The following is a 20,802-nucleotide window of genomic DNA, read 5'->3' as shown; positions in this document are numbered from 1 at the left end:
CCTCACGGGGTGGGTGGCCTTCGGAGGTGAAAAACCTGGTTTAGGTAAGCACCCGGGCTTCCCGGAGTTTCTTCCGTGCATTCCGGCGGGAGCCGGGGCGAGGATGTTCACCCGTACTGGTCGGTATGAGGGGACATATCGACCTCCGGCTCTTCAGGTGGGGCGGGGGTAGATCATGTTGTCCCGTCCGTGGTGGCGGACATGACCTCGCGCCGCCATATCGGCCACCGCGAAGCACCCGAAACCGGTTCGGGATTCCATGACCTGCCGTTCCTTGGCGCGGTTTGACGGACAATGAGCGATACGGCAATAGTTTGGTGAGTGACTACCCCCCGTTTCCTCGCCTGTGCCGTGGCAACCCTGGTGGCCCTGACCGCCTGCACCGCCTCCTCGGATGAGAAGGTGTCCGGCCCGGCCACCGCGGGTGGTGTGGCAGGGGTGGGCCAGGGGGCCGGCGGCCAGGTCTCCGCGCCGCCCACCGGCTCACCCGCCCCCGTGACGCTGACGCCCGAGGAGTACCGGGCCGAGTTGGAGCAGGCGCGCGGCCCGGTGCGTGACGCGGTGAAGAAGCTGGCCGCGACCGGCGGGCTGAAGACCCTCGACAAGCGGCTGGAGCAGACCTCCGCCGCGGTGGACGGCGCGGTGACCCGACTGGCCGAGCTGGCCCCTCCTCCGGAGGTGAAGGTCCAGCACGACGACTACGTCGAGGCCCTGCGCACCCTGTCGACCGACTTCGGAGGCGCCCGCCAGGACGCCGAGGAACAGCGGTTCTGCACCGGACCCGCCGTGCTGACCGGCATGGACAGGGCGGGGAAGCTGTCCGACGTGGAGAAGGCGGCCGACGGGCTGAGCGGTTATCCGGCGAGCGTCATCTCGGTCAAGGCGCCCAAGCAGCGCACCCGCCGGCTGTCCAACGGCAGGTTCATCGCCTCCGAGGGCCGTCCGAGTCGCGCCTATCTCCAGCTGAGCAACGGCACCCGGCAGGACGCCGTCATCGTCCTGGTGCGCGGCAAGCGGAAGGCCGTCACCGTGTACGTCCGCAAGAAGTCGAATTTCAAGATCCAGGGGGTGCGGGACGGCAGCTACAAGGTCTACTACACCTTTGGCGAGGACTGGGACTCCAAGGCCCGTAGTTTCACCAGGTCGTGCCGGTTCGAGCAGTTCGGCAAGTCCGTACGGTTCCGCACCGTCTACACCGCGGCCCAGACCCGCTGGACCAACTGGAAGATCACCCTGCACTCCGTCACCGGAGGCAATGTGAAGCCGAAGCGGATCAAGCCGGGCGACTTCCCCAGCTGACACTCGCCCCGCCGGCCCCCACGGACGCGAAGACCGCGATCTCGTCGTGAGATCGCGGTCTCTGTGTTCCCCGGCTCAGATCAGGTCGAGAAGAGCATTCCCACCCAGCTGCGCTGGCGGTGGTGACCGTAGTGACCGTGGTGCGGTGCACCCCAGGCGGGAGCGCCGTAGCCGGGAGCGCCGTGCACGGGCGGCGGCGGCGGAGGAGGCGGCGGAGCAGCGTGGGACTGCTGTGACCACTGGCTCTCCATGCGGGTCAGCGTCTCGAGCTCGCCGTAGTCCAGGAAGATTCCGCGACAGCTCTCACACTGGTCGATGTGGACGCCGTTGCGCTCGTAGGTGCGCATGGCGCCCCGGCACTTGGGGCACTGCATCTGGCTGGTCTCCTTGTTCGGGCGTGATTACCGAGTAACCACAACCTACTGCGTGGGCACAGCATGGCAGGTGCTTCTGTGCCGGACAATTCTCAGGCACGCCTCGACGAGAATCTCCTCGACCTCGTCCAGCGGGCGCCCCGCCCGCCCGGCGGCGGACACCGCCGCCGCCGCGAGCTGTACGGTCATCGCCTGCGCCGGAATCTCCAGCCGCTCCCACGGGTCGCCGTCCGGCGAGACGGCGACCCCGCCCGCGGCGCGGTAGGCGTCCAGGAAACGGTGCCACACCTGCGGTTCCAGCAGCCCGGCCGCGAACCAGGCGGCGGGCCTGGACAGGTCCCACGCCTGGTCGCCGACGCCCAGGTCGTCGATGTCGATGAGGATCCACTCGTCCGGCGCGCGGACCATCTGGCCCATGTGCCAGTCGCCGTGGGTCAGGCCACCGGGGCCCGTGGAGGGGGAGGGCAGGCAGGTGAAGGCCCGGCGTACCGTCAGCTCGGCGGCGGAGCGGTCACCCAGGCGGGCGACGGTCGCGGCCACCCGGCCCGGCCCTCCCGCCTCCCTCAGCGGGGGCAGGGTCCGCGCGGGTACGGCGTGCAGCCGTGCCAGCAGCCGGGCGGCGGCCTCCCAGGGCGCCGCGTCGGGATCCTCGGGATCCACCGGAGTCCCGGCCGGCCAGACGGTGACCAGCCGATCCCCGGCGGTGATGACCTCCTCGGTCACCGGCTGGAGCATGATCTGGCGCAGCGCCGGGTGGGCGGCGGCCCGCATCCGCTCCACCAGCGGTTCCCGCTCCGCCCCCGGCGCGTGCGCCTTGACCACGACGGAGCCGGCCCGCATGATGATCACGTCTGGTCTGGTCGGCAGCACGGTGCCGGCCACACCGCCGTACTCGACGCCGATCCGGCGTAATGTGTCGATCAGGTCATCGCTGTCCACCGGGCAAGTGAACCACTCGATCCAGGATCTTGCCGGGCAGCCGCATAAAGTACGGGATATGAGGATCGGTTTTGCGGTGCCGGTGTCGGGATCATGGGCGACGCCGGGCAACATGACGCGGGTCGCCCGTAGGGCCGAGGAACTCGGTTACCACGAGGTGTGGACCTTTCAACGTCTGCTCTATCCGCAGGGCCACCAGATGGGCCCGATCTACCGCAGCGTGCACGACCCGGTGGTCACGCTCGCCTACCTGGCGGGGTTGACGAGCCGGATCAGGCTCGGGGTCGCGGTGCTCAACATCCCGTTCGCCTCGCCCGCGCTGCTGGCCAAGCAGCTGGCCAGCCTGCAGGCGGTCTCCGGCGGGCGGCTGGACGTGGGACTCGGGCTGGGCTGGCTGCCCGAGGAGTTCGCCGCCTCGGGGGCGTCGTTCGAGCGGCGCGGACGGCGCGGGGAGGAGTTCGTCCCGCTGCTGCGGCGCCTGTGGACCGAGGAGGTCGTGGAGCACAGCGGCGAGTTCTACCAGCTGCCGGCCGCGTACCAGGAGCCCAAGCCGCCCACCGTGCCGCCGATCCTGCTGGGCGGGTCGGCGGAGGTGGCGCTGAGGCGGGTCGGGCGGCTGGCGGACGGCTGGATCAGTTCGAGCCGCGAGGACCTCGACGAGATCGACAAGAAGATCTCCATCGTCAGGGAGGCGGCTCGTGACGCCGGGCGCGATCCGGAGGCGCTGCGCTTCGTCACCCGGGGCGTCACCCGCATCCGGCCCTCGGGGGCGGCCGGCCGAGAGCCGCTGACCGGCTCGTTCGAGGAGATCAGGCAGGACGTGGACAGGCTCGCGGCCAAGGGCGTCACCGACGTCTTCCACGACCTCAACTTCGATCCGGAGATCGGATCGCCCGACGCCGACCCCGAGGAGTCGATGCGCAGGGCGGAGTCGGCGCTGGAGGCACTCGCGCCCTGAGCAAGCGTTTGGTTCGATAGGGGCATGAGGGCACAGGAGATGGCGGACCGGCTGGAGATCGGCGAGTTGCTCGCCAGATACGCCTACGCGGTGGACACCGGGGACTGGGAACGGCTCGACCTGGTCTTCACCCCGGACGCGGTGATCGACTACACCTCGGCGGGCGGCATCAGGGGCAGCAGGGACGAGGCGCGGCGATGGCTCGCCGAGGTGCTGCCGACCTGGCCGGGACGCCAGCACCTGATCGGGGCGATGACCATCAGGTTCGACGGGGACGAGGCGGCGGTCACCGCCTCGTTCACCGACACGCTCGCGCCGTCCAGGGACATGATCGCCGCCGACGCCGCAGGGCTCGTCCGTGGCGGAGGCTGGTACCACCACCGCCTGGTCCGCACCATGTACGGCTGGCGGAGCAGAGAACTGATCGAGGAACAGACCTGGCGGACCGTGTGCTAGGCCACGGCCCCTGGGCCTTTCGCCCGCCGTTCCCCGCCACGGCAGACTCAGTGGACAGGGGCCGGAGCCGGAACGGGTAGGGGCCGTTCAACTGCGCGATGCTCCAATGTACGGGCCTGATGGCGCATTGTCGGCCTTGTCCTGCCATCCTGGTTCTCGTACATGTACGGCCGGAACAGGGGAGAACGGTGGACGAGCGCAAGCCGATCGAGTGCTGGCTGTCGGACATGGACGGGGTCCTCGTCCATGAAGGGCGTCCGGTCCCCGGTGCAGACGAGTTCATCCGCCGGCTGCGCGAGTCCGGCAAGCGGTTCCTGGTGTTGACCAACAACTCGATATACACCCCGCGCGATCTCGCCGTGCGGCTGCGCGCGGCCGGTCTGGAGGTCCCGCCGGAGTCGATCTGGACCTCCGCGCTGGCCACCGCCAGGTTCCTGGACGGCCAGCGTCCCGGGGGCTCGGCCTACGTGGTCGGGGAGGCGGGCCTGACCACGGCCCTGCACGAGATCGGCTACGTGCTGACCGACATCGCCCCCGACTACGTGGTCCTCGGCGAGACCCGCACCTACAGCTTCACCCAGATCACCCGGGCGATCCGGCTGATCGAGGGCGGCGCCCGGTTCATCGCCACCAACCCCGATCCGATCGGCCCGTCCAGCGAGGGATCGCTGCCCGCCTGCGGCGCGGTCGCCGCGATGATCACCAAGGCGACCGGGGTGGAGCCCTACTTCGTGGGCAAGCCCAACCCGATGATGATGCGCAGCGCGTTGCGGGCCATCGACGGCCACAGCGAGAGCACCGCCATGATCGGCGACCGGATGGACACCGACATCGTCTCCGGCATGGAGGCGGGGCTGCACACGATCCTGGTGCTCACCGGGGTCGTCAGCAGGAACCAGATCGACCGCTACCCGTTCCGCCCCTCCCGGGTGGTCGACTCGATCGCCGACCTGATCGAGCTGATCGACTAGAGCCTGTCCGCCGGGTGGGGCGTCCAGCGGCGCACATTCCTGCCGTGATCTGTCAGGTATGGATGCCATGCTGTCGCGCATGACACGTGTTTACCTGGAGATCGGCGCCAAGAAAGTCTTCGCCTGCTCGGCGGAGTGGCCGGGCTGGTGCCGGATCGGCAGATCCGAGGAGGAGGCGCTGGAGGCGCTGGTGACGTACGCGCCGCGCTACCGGGTCGTCGCGGAGCGGGCGGGGCTGCTCTTCGAACCGGCGGACCCGGTGGTGGTGGAGCGGGCCAGGGGCGGCACCACCACGGACTTCGGGGCCATCGAGGCGATCCCCTCGCTCGACGCCGAACCGGTCGGCGAGGCGGAGGCAGCCCGGGCCGTCGCGTTGGTCGAGGCGGCCTGGAAGCTCTTCGACGAGGCCGCCGCCGTCTCTCCGGAGGAGCTGCGCAAGGGGCCGCGCGGCGGTGGCAGGGACCGCGACAAGATGGTCTCCCACGTGGTCGAGGCCGAGCGCGCGTACGCCCGCAAGGTCGGCGTCCGCCACAAGCCACTGCGCGAGCCCGCGGACCTGGCGGCGATGCGCGCCGACCTCGCCGAGGTGCTGTCCCGGCCCTCCGACGGACGGCCACCGGTCCCCGGCGGCTGGCCGGTCCGCTACGCCGCCCGTCGCGTCGCCTGGCACGTCATCGACCACCTGTGGGAGATGGAGGACCGCCGGACCTGACCTTCGGCGGGCGCCGTCACCCGTTCCGGATTCCCCCCGAACGTTCGTGAGAAGCCCTCCGCCACGGCCCGATCCGCTCCGAGGACGGGAAGGATCAGGCGATCAGGCCGGGCAGCAGGGTGACGGTGTCCGTGAGGTAGGTGCCGAGCTCCGGGGGGACGAGGTTGATGGCGGAGATCTCGGCCGGGTCGAGCGGGAGCCGCACCACCTCGTACCGGCCACGGGCGGGGTCCTCGAACTCCGGGCCGCAGCGCAGCGCGAGATCCATCGAGACCAGGCGGCAGCCGTAGACGTGCTGGGTCTTGATCCCCTCGTCGCGCACGCATTCCAGGGTGGTCAGCGGGGTGACGCCGGAGACCACGGCGCCCAGCTCCTCCATGACCTCGCGGTGCAGGGTGTGCTCCAGCGAGGCGTCCTCGGGCTCGACATGGCCGCCGGGGACGGACCAGTAGAGCTCCTTACCGGGGACCGTACGCCGGAAGACCACCAGCCGGTCGTCGTCGAGGAGGACGGCGCGAACACTCGGCACCTCAGGCATGGGGTCCATTGTGTCACCGACCCGGCGACGCGATCCGCATCCGGGGTCCGGAACGGATGACCTCGCGAGCGTAGTCCCGCCGACTTCGAAGCCGCAGCAGCCTGAACAGCACACCACCATGATCGATTCCAAGGGGTCGTGTGGTTCACTGGCCGACGGATAGCCTGCCCGGATGTCTTCGTTGAACCTGCGTCACTCAGTCAGGGCGGTCGTTCTCGACAGGGACGACCGCATCCTGCTGTGTCGCCTGACCATTCCCGAGCCGGCCGGAACGGTCGTTTGGGCCGCTCCCGGCGGAGGCGTCGAGCGCGACGAGACCCCGCTTGCCGCACTGCGCCGCGAGCTGCGTGAAGAGATAGGGCTGGCGGTCGACTCCGACCCGCCGCATGTATGGCACCAGCGGGTCGTCGCACCCGGACATGCGGCAGGCTACGACGGCGTGGTCAACGACTACTTCCTGGTCCGCACCGCGTCGTTCCAGCCCCGAGGCGCGATGTCCGACGACGAACTCGCCACCGAGAACATCGACGGCTTCCGCTGGTGGCGGCTGCGAGACATCGCCGACTACCGCGGTGCCGAGCTGTTCTCGCCCCGCGACCTCGCCTCACCGTTGGCCGCGCTGATCGCCGGTGGGGTTCCGGGCAGGCCGGTGTCGCTCGGCCTGTGAACCTCACACTCCGGCCGCCGATGGCGAGAAAAGCGATGCGAACCTGCAGATTACCCGCGCGCGTGGGAGAAGGGAGTCCAGGACAGCCCCTAATGGTGGTCCCTGCGCAGGCGTTTGAGGTCGGAGCGTTGTTTCTTGGCGGTGATCCGCCGTTCGATCGCGCCCCTGCTCGGTTTGGTCGGGCGGCGCTTCTTGGGGGGCGGGGCGATCGCCTCGCGGAGCAGCTGGGCCAGGCGCATCTGGGCGGCCTCGCGGTTGCGCAGCTGGGAGCGGAACTCCGAGGCGGCGATAGTGATCACGCCGTTCACCAGGCGGGGGGCGAGGCGTTCGAGGGCCCGGGTCCTGAGGGCCTCTCCGAGCGCCTCGGTGGCGGCCAGGTCGAAGCTGAGCTCGACCCGGCTGTCGGTGGTGTTGACCCCCTGACCGCCGGGGCCTCTCGAGTGGCCCTGGCCTCAGCTGTCATTCTCGGGAGCATGTCTTTAGCGGCGGGGGCTCGAAGTGACCCGATCGGCGCTAGCCATGCGGAGGCAGGGCCGAAGCGTTCTCATGTTGTGAGACCGAGTAGCTGAAGACCGTCGGCAGGGTGGCTGCGGTAGTGGTCGGTCGCAGCGGCGATGTTGGTTCAGCCGATCAGGCGGGCCAGGCCGACGGCCAGGTTGCGCAGGCTCGCCATGATCCGGGGCGCGGCGCCGGTCCGGACACGGGAGGCGTCTTCGCGGTAGGTGACGTCGCGGATGTGGTGCAGGGCCTCGATGCTCCAGTGGCCGCGGATCAGTGCGGCGAGGTGGGTGTGGGTGATCCGGTCGGGCCGCAGGCTGGTGATCGCGTAGATCGTGACGATGGTGGTCTTGCCGGTCGTGCGGTCGGTGCGGCGGTGTTTGATCTGGATGGCCTGGGCGGCGTGGGGGAAGGGCAGATCGGGCCGGGCGGTGCAGATCTTCATGCGGCGGATCTCGCGGCGGCCGTGGGCTTGTTCGTCGGTGCGGTCGTTGAGGAAGGCCTGGCGCCAGGGCAGGGACTTGAGCCGGCCGCTGCGCCGGACAACATCGTGCCGTCATGAAGAGCGCATGCTGAATGAACACGGGTCCATGACACACAGGATGACCAGGGGCTGCGGCTGCTGCTGATCATCTGCCGAGGTATCGGGGCGGTGGTGATCCGGTGGCGGACGCAGATGGTGGTGTTGTCCTGGCGAAGATGTAGATCAGCCCGGCACGCCGTGGCGAGATCAGCGATTGGCCAGGGAGGAGATGAGCCGGTCGGCTCTGCCGACGGCGGGGTTGGTTCTGGCGGGAACCCAGGCAGACCGCAGCCGGGTGAGTTCGTTCTTGACTCTTCCAGATGTGAGCAGCGGAAGATCTTCCCGCAGTTCCAAAATGGTGGCGGCGGCTGTGTCGGGGCAGCGGCGTCGGACCTGCAGGCCGGCGAGCCGGGAGGCGATGAGCACACGGGAGCGGCGTTCTCCACCGTGGCGGGCACGAACGGAGTTGCTGAGGTGTCGTTCGGCAGCGGGGAGATCCGCGAGCTGGGCGAGGGCAGTCCCGGTCTGGTGCTCCAGGGAGGCGCGACGGTAGGCGCCTGTCCATTGGGCTTCGGGAACGGAGTCGGCGCGATCCAGATTCACTTCGGCCTGGCGTAACGCGTTGAGCGCGGCTCTGGTGTTGCCGTTGGCGGCATGTGCGTCGGCGCACATACCCGCCATCCACGCACGGGCACGGGCCGGGCATCCGCCGCTTAATGTTGAGGCTGCGGCCTCGGCGAGGTCGACGGCCCGGGTGGGGTGACCGAGTTCGACGGCTTGGGTTGCGAGTCCTCGCAGGGCGGTCGCCTTCGCGGTCGGATCGCCGGCTTCCTCGGCGAGTCGTATGGCCTGAATGTAGTAACGCTGGGCCAGCCCGGCGGCGTCTCCGGCATCGGAGGCCATGAAAGCGGCCAGATAAGTCATTTGGGATGCGGCCGTGAACAGTTCGGGGCGTGCTCGGCCGGTGGTGCCGTGCAACAGCGGTGCGACCTCGTGGATGAGGTAGGCCAGCACTGCGGCACGCGCGTGCCCGCCGCCGAACAGGTCGTCGGCGGTGGAGAACTGGCCGCACATCGTGCGGATCCGCTCCACGTCGGAGGCGCCTGCTCGGCGTGGTTCGCCGGAGCGGGCGGTGATGATGTGCGGTTCGGTCGGCAAGTTCAGCGCAGCGAGCGAATAAAGGCCGGTGGTGAGCAATGATCGCCGGTTGAGCATGTCGTCCTTCCCTAGACGAGCCACCCAGGTCACAGGGTCGCCGCCCCAAGGTTCTTCGGATACCGCTTCGATGTGCGGCCATCCGAGGTCAGGCGCGGTGAGGTCGTGGCCGAGCAGCCGCGTGAATGTCTCGACGATGATGGGAATCGTCCCCGCCATCGGGACTGTCCCCGAAAGCCAGTGTGCGATCGCGGCCGCGTCGTAGTACATAGCCCGGCCGTTTTCCGCCCCGACGGCATTGATTGTTTCAGCGACCTTCGCGTATGGCTTTCCGGCGGCCGCAATTGCCTCCTGCAGTGCGATGTTGCTCACCGGATGACGGCGTTGTCTCGGCATGTCCATCCCCTCGCGCTACTTCTCAACACGCATCGAGGTTCCAAAACCATCCAATATCCAAAGCCCTACCCGGGCGAACGGTTACGCCCTTCACTGGGATCGGAACGTAATCGACTGAGCGCGAAGTGTAACGCGAGGTGGCGGGTGGTGGCCATCCTTCGTCGCTTCGCGCCCGCCAGGGAAGGAGTTTTCCGTGGTAGACCCCCAGGTCAGTGCAGTTGCCTTCACGCCCGAGACCGGTAAGCATCCCACTGGAGGTTTCCCGGGGGCGCCCTGGCTGCCAGGAGCCGTGGCCGCAGCCCCAGAGCGGGCGGTGGATCTGCTGTTGGCCCCGTGGCGGCTGCGTGTTGTCGGCGACCCCAACCTGGTGGCGGGCGTGACCACGGTTATGGTGCCGCCGTGCGCGGTGGATGTTGCCAGCCCAGGGGTGGACTGGACGATCCTTGTCGAACGCGATGAGCACGACCAACTGCAGGGCGACGTCGACGCGCTGTTCGCCGATCGGCCCGTGCTGGCCTCCCCGCATGGCGGCCCCCGCCTGGCTGTGGTCGGCACGGGGGACGGTCTGCTGCGCCTGCTGGGCCGTTACCGGCCCGGTAGCGCCGCGGCACTGCTGGAGGTCGACCGGGCCCGGCGTACCACCCGCGTCGTCGTCCCTGACGAGGGTACGGCCCGGCGCTGGCCCGACTGGCTGGCCCGGCTGTTCTTCTCCTCGCGGATGTTCGATGGCGGATGGCGGATGCTGCATGCCTCCGCGGTGACCCTGAACGGGGTGGTGGTGCTGTTCGTGGCGGGTAGCCGTGGCGGCAAGTCCACGCTGGCATACCGCGCCTGCGATGAGCTGGGCGCTCAGTTCATGGCTGACGACCTGGTGATGGTCGGGCCGGATGGGATCGTCGCCGGATGGCCGACCCAGGTCGGCATCCCCACGGAGCTGGCCGCACCCGCCGGTGGGGTGGAGCAGCGGCGGATGGTGGCCGGGACATGGCGACGGCGAGTGCTGTTCACTCCCGGCGAGCACCGGGCTGTCGTTGACTGGGCGCCACCGGCGCGGCTGGGCGCGGTGGTGCACGTGGTTCCCGAGCCCGTCGAGGGAAAGGGCCGGCCAATGCGCGCCATCCGGCTGGAGCAGGCCGAGGCGGAGGCGGTGCTGGCGTGGGCGGCAGATGTTCCAGGGCAACGGCTGTACTCCAGCGACCTGTTCGGGCTGACCGACGGTCCGACCCCGGGCAGGGCCGGCGGACCTGCGCAGGAATGGAGGGCAGTGCCGACCGAGGCATCCGTCGTTCGGCTGATGGTTCCTCACCTGCGGGATCTGCCGCATGCCCCGGTGTGGGAGTCGCTGGCCACGCTGCTGGAGGTGACGGTCCAGTGAGGACGGAAACCACCGCTCGCCGTGTGGTGATCGTGTCCAGTGCCGGTCGCTCTCTGGCCGTTGCCGCCAGTGACAACGTCATCGCGGCGTGGCCGCATATCGCGCCACACGTACCCGGTGCCTCCATCGAGCTGCTGCACCCCGGCGATCGCCCAGTGGTCCAGGGGGTGGCGGTCCCGGACACCCCGCCAGACGCCCGCCGGGTGATCAACGCACACCTGCATGTGGTCCACTTGGCCGCCGCAACCGTGTGCGTGCATGCGGTTGCGGCGGCCAGGTCCGGTCAGGGGGCGGTGCTGTTGCTCGGCGGCCACGGCGCGGGCAAGACCTTGGCAGGACTGGCGCTCGCGGCTCGCGGCTGGCGGTGGCTGGCTGGTGACGTGACCCTGGTCGACGTCACCGCCGACAGCGGGCCCGCCGTGCGAGGCGGCACCAGCGCCATCCTCGGACGACGAGGCGCGGTGCGTCGCTGGTTTCCTGATCTGGACCTGCCCGAGATTGGTCCAGACATCGTCGACCTGCGTCGAAGCGACACGGTGACCGCTGGACCGGGGCGAGTACCGGTCAGGGCTGCGGTGCTCGTATCCATGAACGCAGACCCTTTCGCGGTAGGTGGCGTGCTGGAAAGAGTGGACCGGCATACGGCGGCCACGGCGTGGCTGCGTACCAGCGGGCACCTGCTCGACCGGCTCCTCGACGCTGGAGAGGAGCCGCTGCGGATGCTGGAGGACGAGCACGCCCAGCGGCAGCGGATCGGGTACGCGCACGCCTTGACCAGCTCGGTCGGCTTCTACGCCGTGCGCGGTACCCCGCACGACATCGCCTCTCGCATCGAGCAGCTGTTCGAGGATCGGTGGTCAGCATGAGGAAGACGAAGCCGGTGAAAGTGACCGCGCTGGCAGTGGACTTCGGCGGTACCGTCGCCTGTCCAGGACCCAGCCCGGACGCCGCGACCGTGGCCTGGATCCTGCGCGAGCTGAGCGGTCCAGTGATCCCCGACGGGTTCGCCACTGCCTTTGAGGAAGTGGTACGCCGGGCGCGCATCGCTGACCAGCCGCGCCACGAGCAGACGTCGTTCGCCGAGCTGCTGCGTCTGGCCGCCTTGGAGAGCGGGGTACGGCTGGACGACCCGGTGGCTCTCGCGCAGTCGGTGTTTACCACCCTCCCGGACGCCGACATCGATCCGATGGCTGCTCACACGCTGCGAAACCTGTACGAGGCGGGCCTGGTGTGCTTGCTGGCCTGCGACACCCAGCGTCCTGAGAGCGTGCGCCGCGCCACTCTGCGACGAGCCCGCATCGAAGACTGCTTCGAGGTGCTGGTGCTGTCGAGCACACTCGGTGTCCGCAAGCCGCACCCGTGGTTCTACGCCGCCGTGATTGAGGCTGCCGGTTGCCCGCCGCAGGAGATTCTGTTCGTCGGCGACACCCAGGCCAAGGACGCCGTCGGCCCGCTCGCCCATGGGATGCGCGCGGTCCTGATCAGCCCGGATGGGCGCCCATCCGGGCTGGACCCACGCATTGGTGTGATCGCTCACCTGAGCGAGTTGCCCGCTTACCTGGAGAGTCTCCATGCCCACTGATCTCACCCACCCCGCACGGTGCCGGTGCGCGAGTCCTCGGATCCGTCTCACCGACGGTCGAGCTCATCTGCTGCCTGCCACCGCTGTTCCGGATGGGATGATCCCGGCTCGGTTCAGCGTGCTCAGTCCAGGCACCGAACGCCGTCACCTCCGTGCCACCTGCGGGTCCGTCGGCTCCCGCGACGCTGGATACATGACGTTCGGCGGTGACCTGTCGAGCGGGTGGGTGCTGGCGGCCGTGCCGCATGGTGCCGCGTTCGACACCTCCGCCGACGGTGTGCTCACGACGCCGCCCGGCACTCGCCCACAGGCTGCCGCGCTGGCGAGGTTCCAGCAACTGGCGGTGCTCGGTCTGGACCGGCTACCCGACCGGACCGACCTGGACGACGTCGTGCTGGTCGGCTCCAGGCCGGTCGCGCTCGGCTGCGCCCTGGAGTTGTGTCGTCGGGGTGCCACTCGGATTCGGGTGCTGACCTCCCGGCCAGACGCCCCGATCGGCCGCGTGCCCAGGGTGGAGTGCGTCGCCGCCGTCGAGCAGCACAGCGCAGGCATGGTCGTGGATGCTGCCGGGATACCGCACCGCGCTGCGGGCCTGCTTGCGAAGGGCGGCATCCTGGGCCTGCTCGGCACCCCTGACCCGATGTCGCAGTTGCCGACGCTCGGCCTGCACCGAGCCGGGTGGACGGTCGTCGGCATGCACGAGCTCACCGGGGGCCTTGCCTGTTACCGGGACGCGTACACCACGGCGGTGGCCTGGCTGATGTGGCATCTGGACCCGCACCTGGTCGACGGCTGGTGCCGGATCGTGCCCGGCGAGGCCGCACCCGCCGTGTACGCCACTCTCGACGGCACCGGGCGCCCCGCCGCACCCGTTGTGATCTTCTCGTGGGAGCAATCATGAACGCCACGCCGATCGGGCTGTATAGCATCTCGGTTCGCGGCCTGAACGTCCCCAATCTGCTGACCTGGGCCGTCCGCACCAAGATCCCGTTCCTGCACCTGCGCGGCGGCACCCGCGGCATTGACCTGGCCGCCCAGCCGACGGCGATGATACGGCGGTGGCGGAAGGCCGCCGAGGCAACGGTGCCGATCACCGGGGTCACCGCCGATGTCGACCTGGCTGATCTGCTCACCGGTGACGTTTCCGCCCGCACCCGGGCAGCTCGCGACCTGGTCGAGCTCGCCGAATCAGCGGTCATGCTCGGTGCGGGCTGGGTGCGGCTACCGGCCCGCACCCCACTGACCGCACCCGTACTGGCAGGAGGAGCGGACCTGTCAGTCCTGGCCTACAGCCCGATACGGCTGCTGGTGGAGCCGCACCATCCCGGATGGTTGGCCCCGGACGCGTTCCGGCCACTGATCGACCTGGTGGAATCCTGCCCTTCGGTGAGGCTGCTGGCCGACACCGCGCAGCTCGCCGCCGCGCTCCCCGCTGACACCCGGTTCCCCGCATGGCTGGGGCCGGTCCTCGATCACGCAGAGGTACTACATCTGTCCGATCCGGGAACCGGACTGGACGCGCCAGGGCACGCCGTTATCGCGGCCATGGCCGCCGACCGCATCCGGTCCGGGCAGTGTTTGGAGGTCGCCGTGGAGTGGACCGGCCCAGACCGGAGTCCAGCCGAATGCCTGATCCGCTACCGGGCTGCCATCGCCTGGTGGGCGCGGCTGACCGCAGCCCTGGAGCCACAGTGAGCAGCTCACCGATTGGAGGGTGGGTGGCAGTCACCGACTATCCGGCCTGGCCGAGCCCGTACTTCGCCGAGTTACACCGGAACGCCCCGCCTGGCCTCCCACTCGGGTTCGTCTCCACCCTCGACGCCCTGCCCGAACACCCTGCTCAGCCCGGAGTGATCAACCTGCACCGGCTCAAGCGCCTGTGCCGGGATCCAGACGGGCAGCGGACCCTCACTGCGGCCAAGGCTCTGCTTGAGCAATTGCAGGCACTGCGTGACGGCGGGTGGCGCATCGTGTGGACGGTCCACAACCTGCTGCCCATCGACGGTGGGGCGCCACGGGAGGCCGACTGGTGCGCCGCGCTCGGTGTCCTTGGCATCGCGGACGCGGTGCTCACCCACACCCGCTCTGACGCGCTGCACCTGGCCCGGCTCACCAAGGCGCCGATCGTCGTGGCCGGGTGGGCAGGGCTGAGCGTCCCTAAGAGCGTCCCCCCGGCATCGGAGCCGGTACGTGCCCTGGTCCGCCGGCTACGCGACGCCCCATTCTCGGTGCTGGTCGTGGGAAACCTGGTCCCCTATAAGGGGCTGCCCGCTGTCGTGAAGGCGTTCACCGCGCATACTCGGAGGGCGCACCTGCTCATCACCGGGCCGTGTCGCGACGACGCCTTGGCCGCTGACCTCGCAGCCGTAGTGGTCACGAGCGGAGGCCGCGTCCACGTTCATCCGGAGCGGATACCGCCTGAACATGTGCATCGCCTGTATCAAGCTGCCGATGCCGCGCTGTGCCCCTACCGGGTCGATGGATCATGGGAGGTCTTCACCCGCGTCCTGTACCCCGGCTCGGTGAGCACCGCACTGGCGTTCTGCACCCCTGTCGTCGCCCCGGACCTGCCCGCCATCGCCGAGATGACGGCGAACTCCCCAGCGTGGCTCTACCCACCGGGTGAAGGTCCTGGCCGAGTCCTGGCCGCCGCCGAGAACGCAAGTCGCCAAGCCGGGCCCCGTGCTCGGCGGTCACCAGGTGATGGCACCGCCGGGTGGCGGCTCGTTACCGCGACCTATCAGCGGATTTTCGAGCAACTCATCGGCCCGAACGACCCCTTCAGCGGGCCGGACTCGGACACCGTGACTAATCTCCCCGATCCGCGTCACCGTATTTCGCGGCCGCTTGTCCCGCCACCCCATAAGGAGACCTCATCGTGCTCAATTCCATGAACGGTAACCCGGAGTCCGAGCGGGGCGACCACGTCGCCGCCGCCCTAGCCGGTGCCTACGGGCTGGCAGCGCGCACCATCACGCAGCTGCCCATCGGACAGGGCACCATCAATTTTCGTGTCGTGTGCGACGACGACCAAGAGGTGTTCGTTAAGAACTACCCCGGCGGCACCGATCTGTTCGCCGAGCGAGAAGCCATCGCGCTGTCGGCCCGGGCGTTGGAAGCGGGTATCCCCGGCGCGCAGGTGTTGCTCAACCAGGCAGGCGACGTCATCGACAGCAGCAGGCCGCTGTCGGTGTCGGTGTGGGAATGGGCATCTGGCCAGGTCGTCACGCGCCTGTCGTCCGCCCAGCTCGCCGCCGCCGGCACCGCCCTGGGCCGTATCCATACCCTGTTCGCCGACTATCCCGTCCCGGCCGCGCCCGCCGTGGAACATTGGCGCGGCATGGATATCGACGACCTCGCGGCGACAATCGACCAGCTTCTCGACATCATCGCCGACCGTGTCCGTGCCGGGATCGGGGACAGGTTCGATGCCGAGGCACAACGCACCCTTCTGGAACGCCGCGACATGCTCGCTCGCATTCCGGAACTCCTCGCCGACCTTCCCGGGGAGCTGACCATGCAGGTCCTGCACGGTGACTACTCCCCGGTAAACCTCCTGTTCACCGGGGAGACGCTGTCGGCGGTGCTGGACTTCCGGCCGCCCGACCCGTTCCTACTCGCCTACGACCTGGGCCGCATGGCCTTCTATCCCAACATCGTCACTGGGGAAGACAACTGGCTGGACGCCGCCGCGACCTTCGTAAGTGCCTACCGACAGGCACACCTGGGCGTGCCGGGCGTGGACGTGCGCGCCTGCGGCCGGGTCGCACTGCTGCAGTTGCTGAAAAGCCTGTACGGGGTCAAACAGCACTACCTCAAGCCCGGCCTGTTCCAGGACGATCTGGATGACTTCTGGTTACTGCGCCACCAGGCGGCGAACACTCTGCTGTCCGAGCTAGCCGCGATAGACGCGCTCCTGGCCGAACTGGTCGGCACCTGATCGATACTCGCCACCCACATTGGCGACGCGAATCTGAATTTCCACGACACCAAGGGAGATCCCCGTGACCATGGACACCGTGCCCACGCCCGTTACCCGAGCGACCTGGGACATCCTCCGTGGGCCGATCCCGCCCGAAGCCTTACTCCTCGGCGTGGCCGGGCTCGCCGAACGCCATGGCCTGCGCGTTCATCAGACAGGTCCGGACAGCATGCTCCTGGCCGGCACTGACGACACCCCTCACGTCGCCATGCGCTGGCACCCCTACATCCCGGACCGGCCCAACACGCTCAGCCACGTCCTGCCCGCCCAGGAGTCGGTCGAGATCCTTCTCGACGTGCATCCAGGCGGGCAGGAGGCCGCCGCAGATCTACGGGTGTGGCTGCGGGCCCGGCTACGTTGTTACGACCCGGCCGAGCTGGAACAGATCATCGCGAGCATGCCGCTGCTCGCCCGCTACGCCACCCCTGCCCCGCACCTCGGCGGCTGGGCCGTGATCTTCCGCGATCATTTCGTGGAGAACACCCTCGCCTTCCTCATGGCGGTCCAACAAGCCGGCGTGCCTCCCGAGTGGATCTATGCGCTGGCCAAAGGCGACCGCACCTACAACCGCGACCGCGTCCACGCCACGCTCCTGGCCCAGGGATGCCGCAGCGGCCTGCTTGACAACACCGCGATCAACGCGCCCAACAGCCATGCCGACGACCTCGCCCAAGCTTTCGCCGACGTGGACGCGTTCATCGATGCCGCCCACGCTGCCAGTCGGAAGGTGCTCGTCATCGACGATGGCGGCCTGCTCGCTCACGGGTACGGCCGCGCCGACTCACCCCACCGAGTGGACGCGGCGCTGGAGTTGACCGTTTCCGGCCTCAAGCGCATCACCGCGGCCGGGCCGCTCGGCATCCCGGTTCTCAATCTGGCCCGCTCAGCGCTGAAGACGAACCTCGGCTACCCGGAGATCGCTGACTCGTGCCTGCGGCGGCTGCGAGCACTGCTGCCCGCGATGAAAGTCATCGGTCGTACGGTCCTCGTCCTCGGCTATGGCACCCTCGGCTCCCGGCTGGCGGCTGCATTGCGGGCCCAAGGCTGCCAGGTTCACATCGTCGATCCCGACCCGCTCGCCCTCATCGCCGCCGCCGAGGCCGGTCACCCCACCTACCGCACCGCCGTGGACGCATTGCACGCGGTGCGGCCTTTCCTGCTGATTGGCACAACCGGCGAAGACGCGCTAACAGCGGAAGCGGTGGGCGCCCTGCCCGATGGTGTGGTCCTCGCCCCTTACGCCACAAAAGACTTCGCAGTCCTAGCGATTGACCCCGCCCTCGCCGAGTCGGCGACGGAGATTCCTGGGATTGGCCGACGCTACCGGTTGCGGGACGGCGCCCAGGTGACGGTCCTCGGCGACGGCCGCTCTCTCAACCTGTTCGAAGCCGATGCCATCCCCAACCAGGGCTACGATGCCTACCGGGCCGGGACACTCCTCGCCGCGAAAGCCCTCTGCGCCCGCGTCGGCACCATCCCGGCCGGAGTGCACACTGACCTCGTTGACGACATCATCACCTCCTCGGGGCTGTACGACGCCTACTACGACACCTACCTGACCATCGGCGCACCCGCCCAGCTCGCCCCGATCGGATCCGAGCCACTGGCGGGAATGACGGCGTGTGTGATCGGCTACGGCGCCGCCGGACGCCTGCACGCCCAGTTCCTCACCGACGCCGGCGCCCAACTGATGATTCTGGACCCCAAACACCAGGACCTGCCGAAGGGGTGCCGCACCTTCTGTCACGGCGTCGACGAACTCCCGCGGCCGGTCGCAGCCGACGTCGATCTGTGGTCGGTGTGCTGCCCCACCGCAGACCACCTGCCGGTGCTGCGCTCGATCCTTACTCACGACCCGGGCGCGCGGGTCCTGCTGGAGAAACCCGCCTGTCAGAGCCATGAGATCGACGCGCTCATCCGCCTGCTCGACGAGCACCCGACCGCTCGTGTCATGGTCATCGACCAGTACCGGCATGCTCGCGCGCTCGGTGTCGTCGCTGACCTCATCAAGGCGTACGAGCCCGGCGCCTCGCTGCGCCACATCGGGATCACCTTTACCAAGGACCGAAGCGCCGACATTGCCGACGGTCGGTTCGTTGACCGCTCTTACGGAGTGCTCGGTTACGAGTGGCTACATATGCTCGCCGTGCTTCGCCGCCTTTTGCCCGCTGACGACTTAGCCGCCTATCTGGCCACGGATCCACGGCAGGCGACGCTGCGCGCTATCTACGATCCCAGGCTATTCGTGTCGACCCTTACCGAGCACACCACGCTCCGCGTCGGCGACGCCTTGGTTCCTGTGGAGCTGCATTCCAGCATCACCGGCTCCGCAGTCGTTCTGGGCCGTACCCCCGATGGTGTGACGGGCGGGTGGCGGCGTGGAGTCCGTCTCGCTGACGACCGGCACCGGTACCTCACCGTCCACGTCGGACGCATCCGCATCAGTGTTCACCTCGACCCGGTCACCACGGCTGACGGATGGCAGCTGGATCGCAACCACCATCGCGTCGTCGCCGAACGTGACGACGAAGTTCTACACGACCAGGTCATCAAGGACTCCCCGCTGCGGACGGCCATCCGCGAGGCCGCCGATGCGCTTACCAGTCTCCGTCCGCTGCCACCGCTGGACCTGGGGCCGTTGCGGCGCATCACCGCGCTGGCCGAGCACCTGCGCGTCTGGTGGCCCGAACACTCCCTGAAACCGTAGCCATGCCTTTATGCCTAGCTTTTATTGGTAAAAGGGTTTTCACGGAAATCGGCGCATGTTTCCCGATGGACAGATGATATTGGTATCTCTCATAGTGGGCGATTCTAGGTGCAGCCCTTCGTGGTGAGAGGAAAGTATGACTGGACAAGAGCAGGAATCCAGTAGCCGGGCGACCGGATCGGATGATTTGGCCGCGATGGTCGCGCATCTTTCGGAGAGGTGGCCGAAGTGGGAGCGCGAGGGTATAGGCCCTGACCGGGAATCGATCATCTCGGCGGCGGCTGTGGGTCTGGTGCTCGATGTGTGGCGGAATTCTCCGCTGGAGGACATGCATGCCGGTGGAGGGATGCGCGGGAAGGGGCCGGATGACCCGGAGATGTTCGCCGAGAGCACCGCCCTGCACCGCCAGGCCGTGGCGGCACTGAGATCCGGTGACCGGTTCGCACTCCTGGAGTTCGAAGACCATGTGCTGGACCGCCACCGCCCTTGGGCGGGAGGCGGTCGTACGCTTCAAGAGATGGGCTACGGGTATCTCGGTGCCTTCAGCAAGCACGTCAAGGGGCGCACCAATGCGCTCATGGGGTTGGAGGGGAACTTCGGCCGCCAGGCCCTGCTCGCGTACCTAATCGTCAAGGCGCTGTTCTCCGGCACTCACCATAAGGGCATGCCGGCGTGGCCTGCGATCGTGGCCACGGTCTGCGCGATGATCGAGGACAGTAGCCATGAGGCGTGGCGGGACGGTGAGCGGTGCCGGCGGGCGATGGACGCCCGGCCGAGTGAACTACCCGTTGTCGCGGACCTTCGCCGCACTTTGCTTGAAGCTCCGGAAACCCTGCCGATGCCGGTGCTCGAGTGGCTGTGCACCTGGAGGCTCGGCCCGATGCTCGTGGCGATCAGCCATACGAGTCGGTCGCGGAGATGAGACAACGCGCCGGCTTGGAGAAGTGAGCGGGGCGCTGCTTGTAACGGCAGCTACGGTGTGACCGCGCCGAACTCGATGGAAGTCGTGGTAAGCCCTGCCTGCATCGAACCGGACCGCTTCAGCGTGCCTACTCGGTCAGTGGTGGTCCCTGCGCAGGCGTTTGAGGTCGGAGCGTTGTTTCTTGGCGGTGATCCGCCGTTCGATCGCGCCCCTGCTCGGTTTGGTCGGGCGGCGCTTCTTGGGGGGCGGGGCGATCGCCTCGCGGAGCAGCTGGGCCAGGCGCATCTGGGCGGCCTCGCGGTTGCGCAGCTGGGAGCGGAACTCCGAGGCGGCGATAGTGATCACGCCGTTCACCAGGCGGGGGGCGAGGCGTTCGAGGGCCCGGGTCCTGAGGGCCTCTCCGAGCGCCTCGGTGGCGGCCAGGTCGAAGCTGAGCTCGACCCGGCTGTCGGTGGTGTTGACCCCCTGACCGCCGGGGCCCGAGGAACGGGAGAAGCGCCAGCTGAGCTCGGCCTCGGGGACCGAGACCGAACCGCTGACCTGGAGCGGACCGGGCATGGCGATGACTTCCTTCTCACGGGGGTGTGCTTCCAGCGTACCGAGGAGTCACAAGCGTGGATCAACCGGTTTTATGCCCCGTTTCTCCGTGGTCGATGATCGCCCGTCCCTCGGCGCCGCTCCCGGATCGGAGAAACCGCAGGTCGCGCGGGGTCGGTGAGCGCCATGACAGCCGTACCGACTGAAACTT

General features: G+C 68.7%; 21 protein-coding genes and 1 pseudogene. 15 read left to right on the top strand and 7 right to left on the bottom strand.

Annotated features, from left to right (window positions below):
• The first annotated feature begins 321 nt into the window (after positions 1-321).
• Positions 322-1,299 (top strand): hypothetical protein, encoded by a 978-nt coding sequence (locus AB0K21_RS04275; protein WP_343966688.1) that lies wholly within the window; start codon positions 322-324, stop codon positions 1,297-1,299.
• 80 nt (positions 1,300-1,379) lie between these two features.
• On the opposite strand, the gene AB0K21_RS04270 is transcribed toward AB0K21_RS04275, so the two are convergent.
• Complete coding sequence (locus AB0K21_RS04270) at positions 1,380-1,673, bottom strand: zf-TFIIB domain-containing protein (RefSeq protein WP_343966686.1); 294 nt, start codon at positions 1,671-1,673, stop codon at positions 1,380-1,382.
• A 45-nt stretch (positions 1,674-1,718) separates the two neighbouring features.
• Positions 1,719-2,612, bottom strand: a complete 894-nt coding sequence (locus tag AB0K21_RS04265; protein ID WP_364147726.1) for an aminoglycoside phosphotransferase family protein — start codon at positions 2,610-2,612, stop codon at positions 1,719-1,721.
• Positions 2,613-2,670: 58 nt separating this feature from the next.
• On the opposite strand from AB0K21_RS04265, the gene AB0K21_RS04260 reads away from it, so the two are divergent.
• From AB0K21_RS04260 to AB0K21_RS04245, 4 genes are all read left to right on the top strand, one after another.
• Entirely contained in the window at positions 2,671-3,570 is a 900-nt protein-coding gene (locus tag AB0K21_RS04260; protein WP_343966682.1) for a TIGR03619 family F420-dependent LLM class oxidoreductase, read from the top strand.
• 24 nt (positions 3,571-3,594) lie between these two features.
• The gene (locus AB0K21_RS04255; protein WP_343966679.1) at positions 3,595-4,026 is read left to right on the top strand and encodes a nuclear transport factor 2 family protein; all 432 of its coding nucleotides are present in this window, start codon (positions 3,595-3,597) and stop codon (positions 4,024-4,026) included.
• 188 nt (positions 4,027-4,214) lie between these two features.
• Entirely contained in the window at positions 4,215-4,997 is a 783-nt protein-coding gene (locus AB0K21_RS04250) for an HAD-IIA family hydrolase (RefSeq protein WP_343966677.1), read from the top strand.
• A gap of 79 nt (positions 4,998-5,076) precedes the next feature.
• Entirely contained in the window at positions 5,077-5,709 is a 633-nt protein-coding gene (locus AB0K21_RS04245) for a hypothetical protein (RefSeq protein WP_364147721.1), read from the top strand.
• Between the two features lie 94 nt (positions 5,710-5,803).
• Here the strand turns inward: AB0K21_RS04245 and AB0K21_RS04240 are convergent, their stop codons facing one another.
• A complete protein-coding gene (locus tag AB0K21_RS04240) occupies positions 5,804-6,247 on the bottom strand; it encodes an NUDIX domain-containing protein (protein ID WP_343966673.1) in 444 nt (147 codons plus the stop codon).
• A gap of 172 nt (positions 6,248-6,419) precedes the next feature.
• On the opposite strand from AB0K21_RS04240, the gene AB0K21_RS04235 reads away from it, so the two are divergent.
• Positions 6,420-6,914 carry an NUDIX domain-containing protein gene (locus AB0K21_RS04235; RefSeq protein WP_364147718.1) on the top strand — a complete coding sequence of 165 codons (495 nt, stop codon included), beginning with the start codon at positions 6,420-6,422 and terminating at the stop codon, positions 6,912-6,914.
• Positions 6,915-7,003: 89 nt separating this feature from the next.
• On the opposite strand, the pseudogene arfB (AB0K21_RS04230) reads toward AB0K21_RS04235, so the two are convergent.
• The 3 genes and pseudogenes from arfB (AB0K21_RS04230) to AB0K21_RS04220 all read right to left on the bottom strand — a co-directional run.
• A pseudogene (arfB, locus tag AB0K21_RS04230) lies at positions 7,004-7,345 on the bottom strand (alternative ribosome rescue aminoacyl-tRNA hydrolase ArfB); the annotation flags it as partial.
• Positions 7,346-7,536: 191 nt separating this feature from the next.
• Positions 7,537-7,929 (bottom strand): ISAs1 family transposase, encoded by a 393-nt coding sequence (locus AB0K21_RS04225; RefSeq protein WP_343966700.1) that lies wholly within the window; start codon positions 7,927-7,929, stop codon positions 7,537-7,539.
• A gap of 213 nt (positions 7,930-8,142) precedes the next feature.
• A complete protein-coding gene (locus AB0K21_RS04220) occupies positions 8,143-9,462 on the bottom strand; it encodes a hypothetical protein (protein ID WP_343966671.1) in 1,320 nt (439 codons plus the stop codon).
• A gap of 313 nt (positions 9,463-9,775) precedes the next feature.
• Between AB0K21_RS04220 and AB0K21_RS04215 the strand changes: the two genes are divergently transcribed.
• From AB0K21_RS04215 to AB0K21_RS04175, 9 genes are all read left to right on the top strand, one after another.
• A complete protein-coding gene (locus tag AB0K21_RS04215) occupies positions 9,776-10,861 on the top strand; it encodes a hypothetical protein (protein WP_364147715.1) in 1,086 nt (361 codons plus the stop codon).
• A complete protein-coding gene (locus AB0K21_RS04210) occupies positions 10,858-11,727 on the top strand; it encodes a hypothetical protein (RefSeq protein ID WP_343966662.1) in 870 nt (289 codons plus the stop codon). The genes AB0K21_RS04215 and AB0K21_RS04210 overlap by 4 nt, the downstream gene beginning before the upstream one ends.
• Entirely contained in the window at positions 11,724-12,443 is a 720-nt protein-coding gene (locus AB0K21_RS04205; RefSeq protein ID WP_343966660.1) for an HAD family hydrolase, read from the top strand. Before AB0K21_RS04210 ends, AB0K21_RS04205 begins: the two co-directional genes overlap by 4 nt.
• 193 nt (positions 12,444-12,636) lie before the next feature.
• On the top strand, positions 12,637-13,344 hold the full coding sequence (locus tag AB0K21_RS04200) for a hypothetical protein (protein WP_364147711.1): 708 nt from the start codon (positions 12,637-12,639) through the stop codon (positions 13,342-13,344).
• Positions 13,341-14,138, top strand: a complete 798-nt coding sequence (locus AB0K21_RS04195; RefSeq protein ID WP_343966656.1) for a hypothetical protein — start codon at positions 13,341-13,343, stop codon at positions 14,136-14,138. The genes AB0K21_RS04200 and AB0K21_RS04195 overlap by 4 nt, the downstream gene beginning before the upstream one ends.
• Before the next feature lie 23 nt (positions 14,139-14,161).
• Positions 14,162-15,337, top strand: coding sequence for a glycosyltransferase (locus tag AB0K21_RS04190; RefSeq protein ID WP_364147708.1), 1,176 nt, complete (start codon positions 14,162-14,164; stop codon positions 15,335-15,337).
• Positions 15,322-16,383 carry a phosphotransferase gene (locus tag AB0K21_RS04185; protein ID WP_364147705.1) on the top strand — a complete coding sequence of 354 codons (1,062 nt, stop codon included), beginning with the start codon at positions 15,322-15,324 and terminating at the stop codon, positions 16,381-16,383. The genes AB0K21_RS04190 and AB0K21_RS04185 overlap by 16 nt, the downstream gene beginning before the upstream one ends.
• A 70-nt stretch (positions 16,384-16,453) precedes the next feature.
• Positions 16,454-19,132 (top strand): Gfo/Idh/MocA family oxidoreductase, encoded by a 2,679-nt coding sequence (locus AB0K21_RS04180; protein WP_364148365.1) that lies wholly within the window; start codon positions 16,454-16,456, stop codon positions 19,130-19,132.
• Positions 19,133-19,319: 187 nt separating this feature from the next.
• On the top strand, positions 19,320-20,054 hold the full coding sequence (locus tag AB0K21_RS04175) for a hypothetical protein (protein ID WP_364147702.1): 735 nt from the start codon (positions 19,320-19,322) through the stop codon (positions 20,052-20,054).
• Between the two features lie 135 nt (positions 20,055-20,189).
• Here AB0K21_RS04175 and arfB (AB0K21_RS04170) read toward each other — a convergent pair whose 3' ends face one another.
• Positions 20,190-20,612, bottom strand: coding sequence for an alternative ribosome rescue aminoacyl-tRNA hydrolase ArfB (arfB, locus tag AB0K21_RS04170; RefSeq protein ID WP_343966645.1), 423 nt, complete (start codon positions 20,610-20,612; stop codon positions 20,190-20,192).
• Positions 20,613-20,802: the final 190 nt, after the last annotated feature.

Origin of the sequence: Streptosporangium sp. NPDC049248, from assembly GCF_040678965.1 — a bacterium.
Lineage (GTDB): Bacteria > Actinomycetota > Actinomycetes > Streptosporangiales > Streptosporangiaceae > Streptosporangium > Streptosporangium fukuiense.
The sequence above is the reverse complement of the archived record's forward strand: the minus strand, read 5'-3'. Positions and strand labels throughout refer to the sequence as shown.

Coding starts and splice junctions, on each gene's coding strand:
- AB0K21_RS04270 (WP_343966686.1), bottom strand. CDS start 1,673: ATGCAGTGCCCCAAGTGCCGGGGCGCCATGCGCACCTACGAGCGCAAC.
- AB0K21_RS04260 (WP_343966682.1), top strand. CDS start 2,671: ATGAGGATCGGTTTTGCGGTGCCGGTGTCGGGATCATGGGCGACGCCG.
- AB0K21_RS04255 (WP_343966679.1), top strand. CDS start 3,595: ATGAGGGCACAGGAGATGGCGGACCGGCTGGAGATCGGCGAGTTGCTC.
- AB0K21_RS04245 (WP_364147721.1), top strand. CDS start 5,077: ATGACACGTGTTTACCTGGAGATCGGCGCCAAGAAAGTCTTCGCCTGC.
- AB0K21_RS04240 (WP_343966673.1), bottom strand. CDS start 6,247: ATGCCTGAGGTGCCGAGTGTTCGCGCCGTCCTCCTCGACGACGACCGG.
- AB0K21_RS04235 (WP_364147718.1), top strand. CDS start 6,420: ATGTCTTCGTTGAACCTGCGTCACTCAGTCAGGGCGGTCGTTCTCGAC.
- AB0K21_RS04205 (WP_343966660.1), top strand. CDS start 11,724: ATGAGGAAGACGAAGCCGGTGAAAGTGACCGCGCTGGCAGTGGACTTC.
- AB0K21_RS04200 (WP_364147711.1), top strand. CDS start 12,637: ATGACGTTCGGCGGTGACCTGTCGAGCGGGTGGGTGCTGGCGGCCGTG.
- AB0K21_RS04195 (WP_343966656.1), top strand. CDS start 13,341: ATGAACGCCACGCCGATCGGGCTGTATAGCATCTCGGTTCGCGGCCTG.
- AB0K21_RS04180 (WP_364148365.1), top strand. CDS start 16,454: ATGGACACCGTGCCCACGCCCGTTACCCGAGCGACCTGGGACATCCTC.
- arfB (WP_343966645.1), bottom strand. CDS start 20,612: ATGCCCGGTCCGCTCCAGGTCAGCGGTTCGGTCTCGGTCCCCGAGGCC.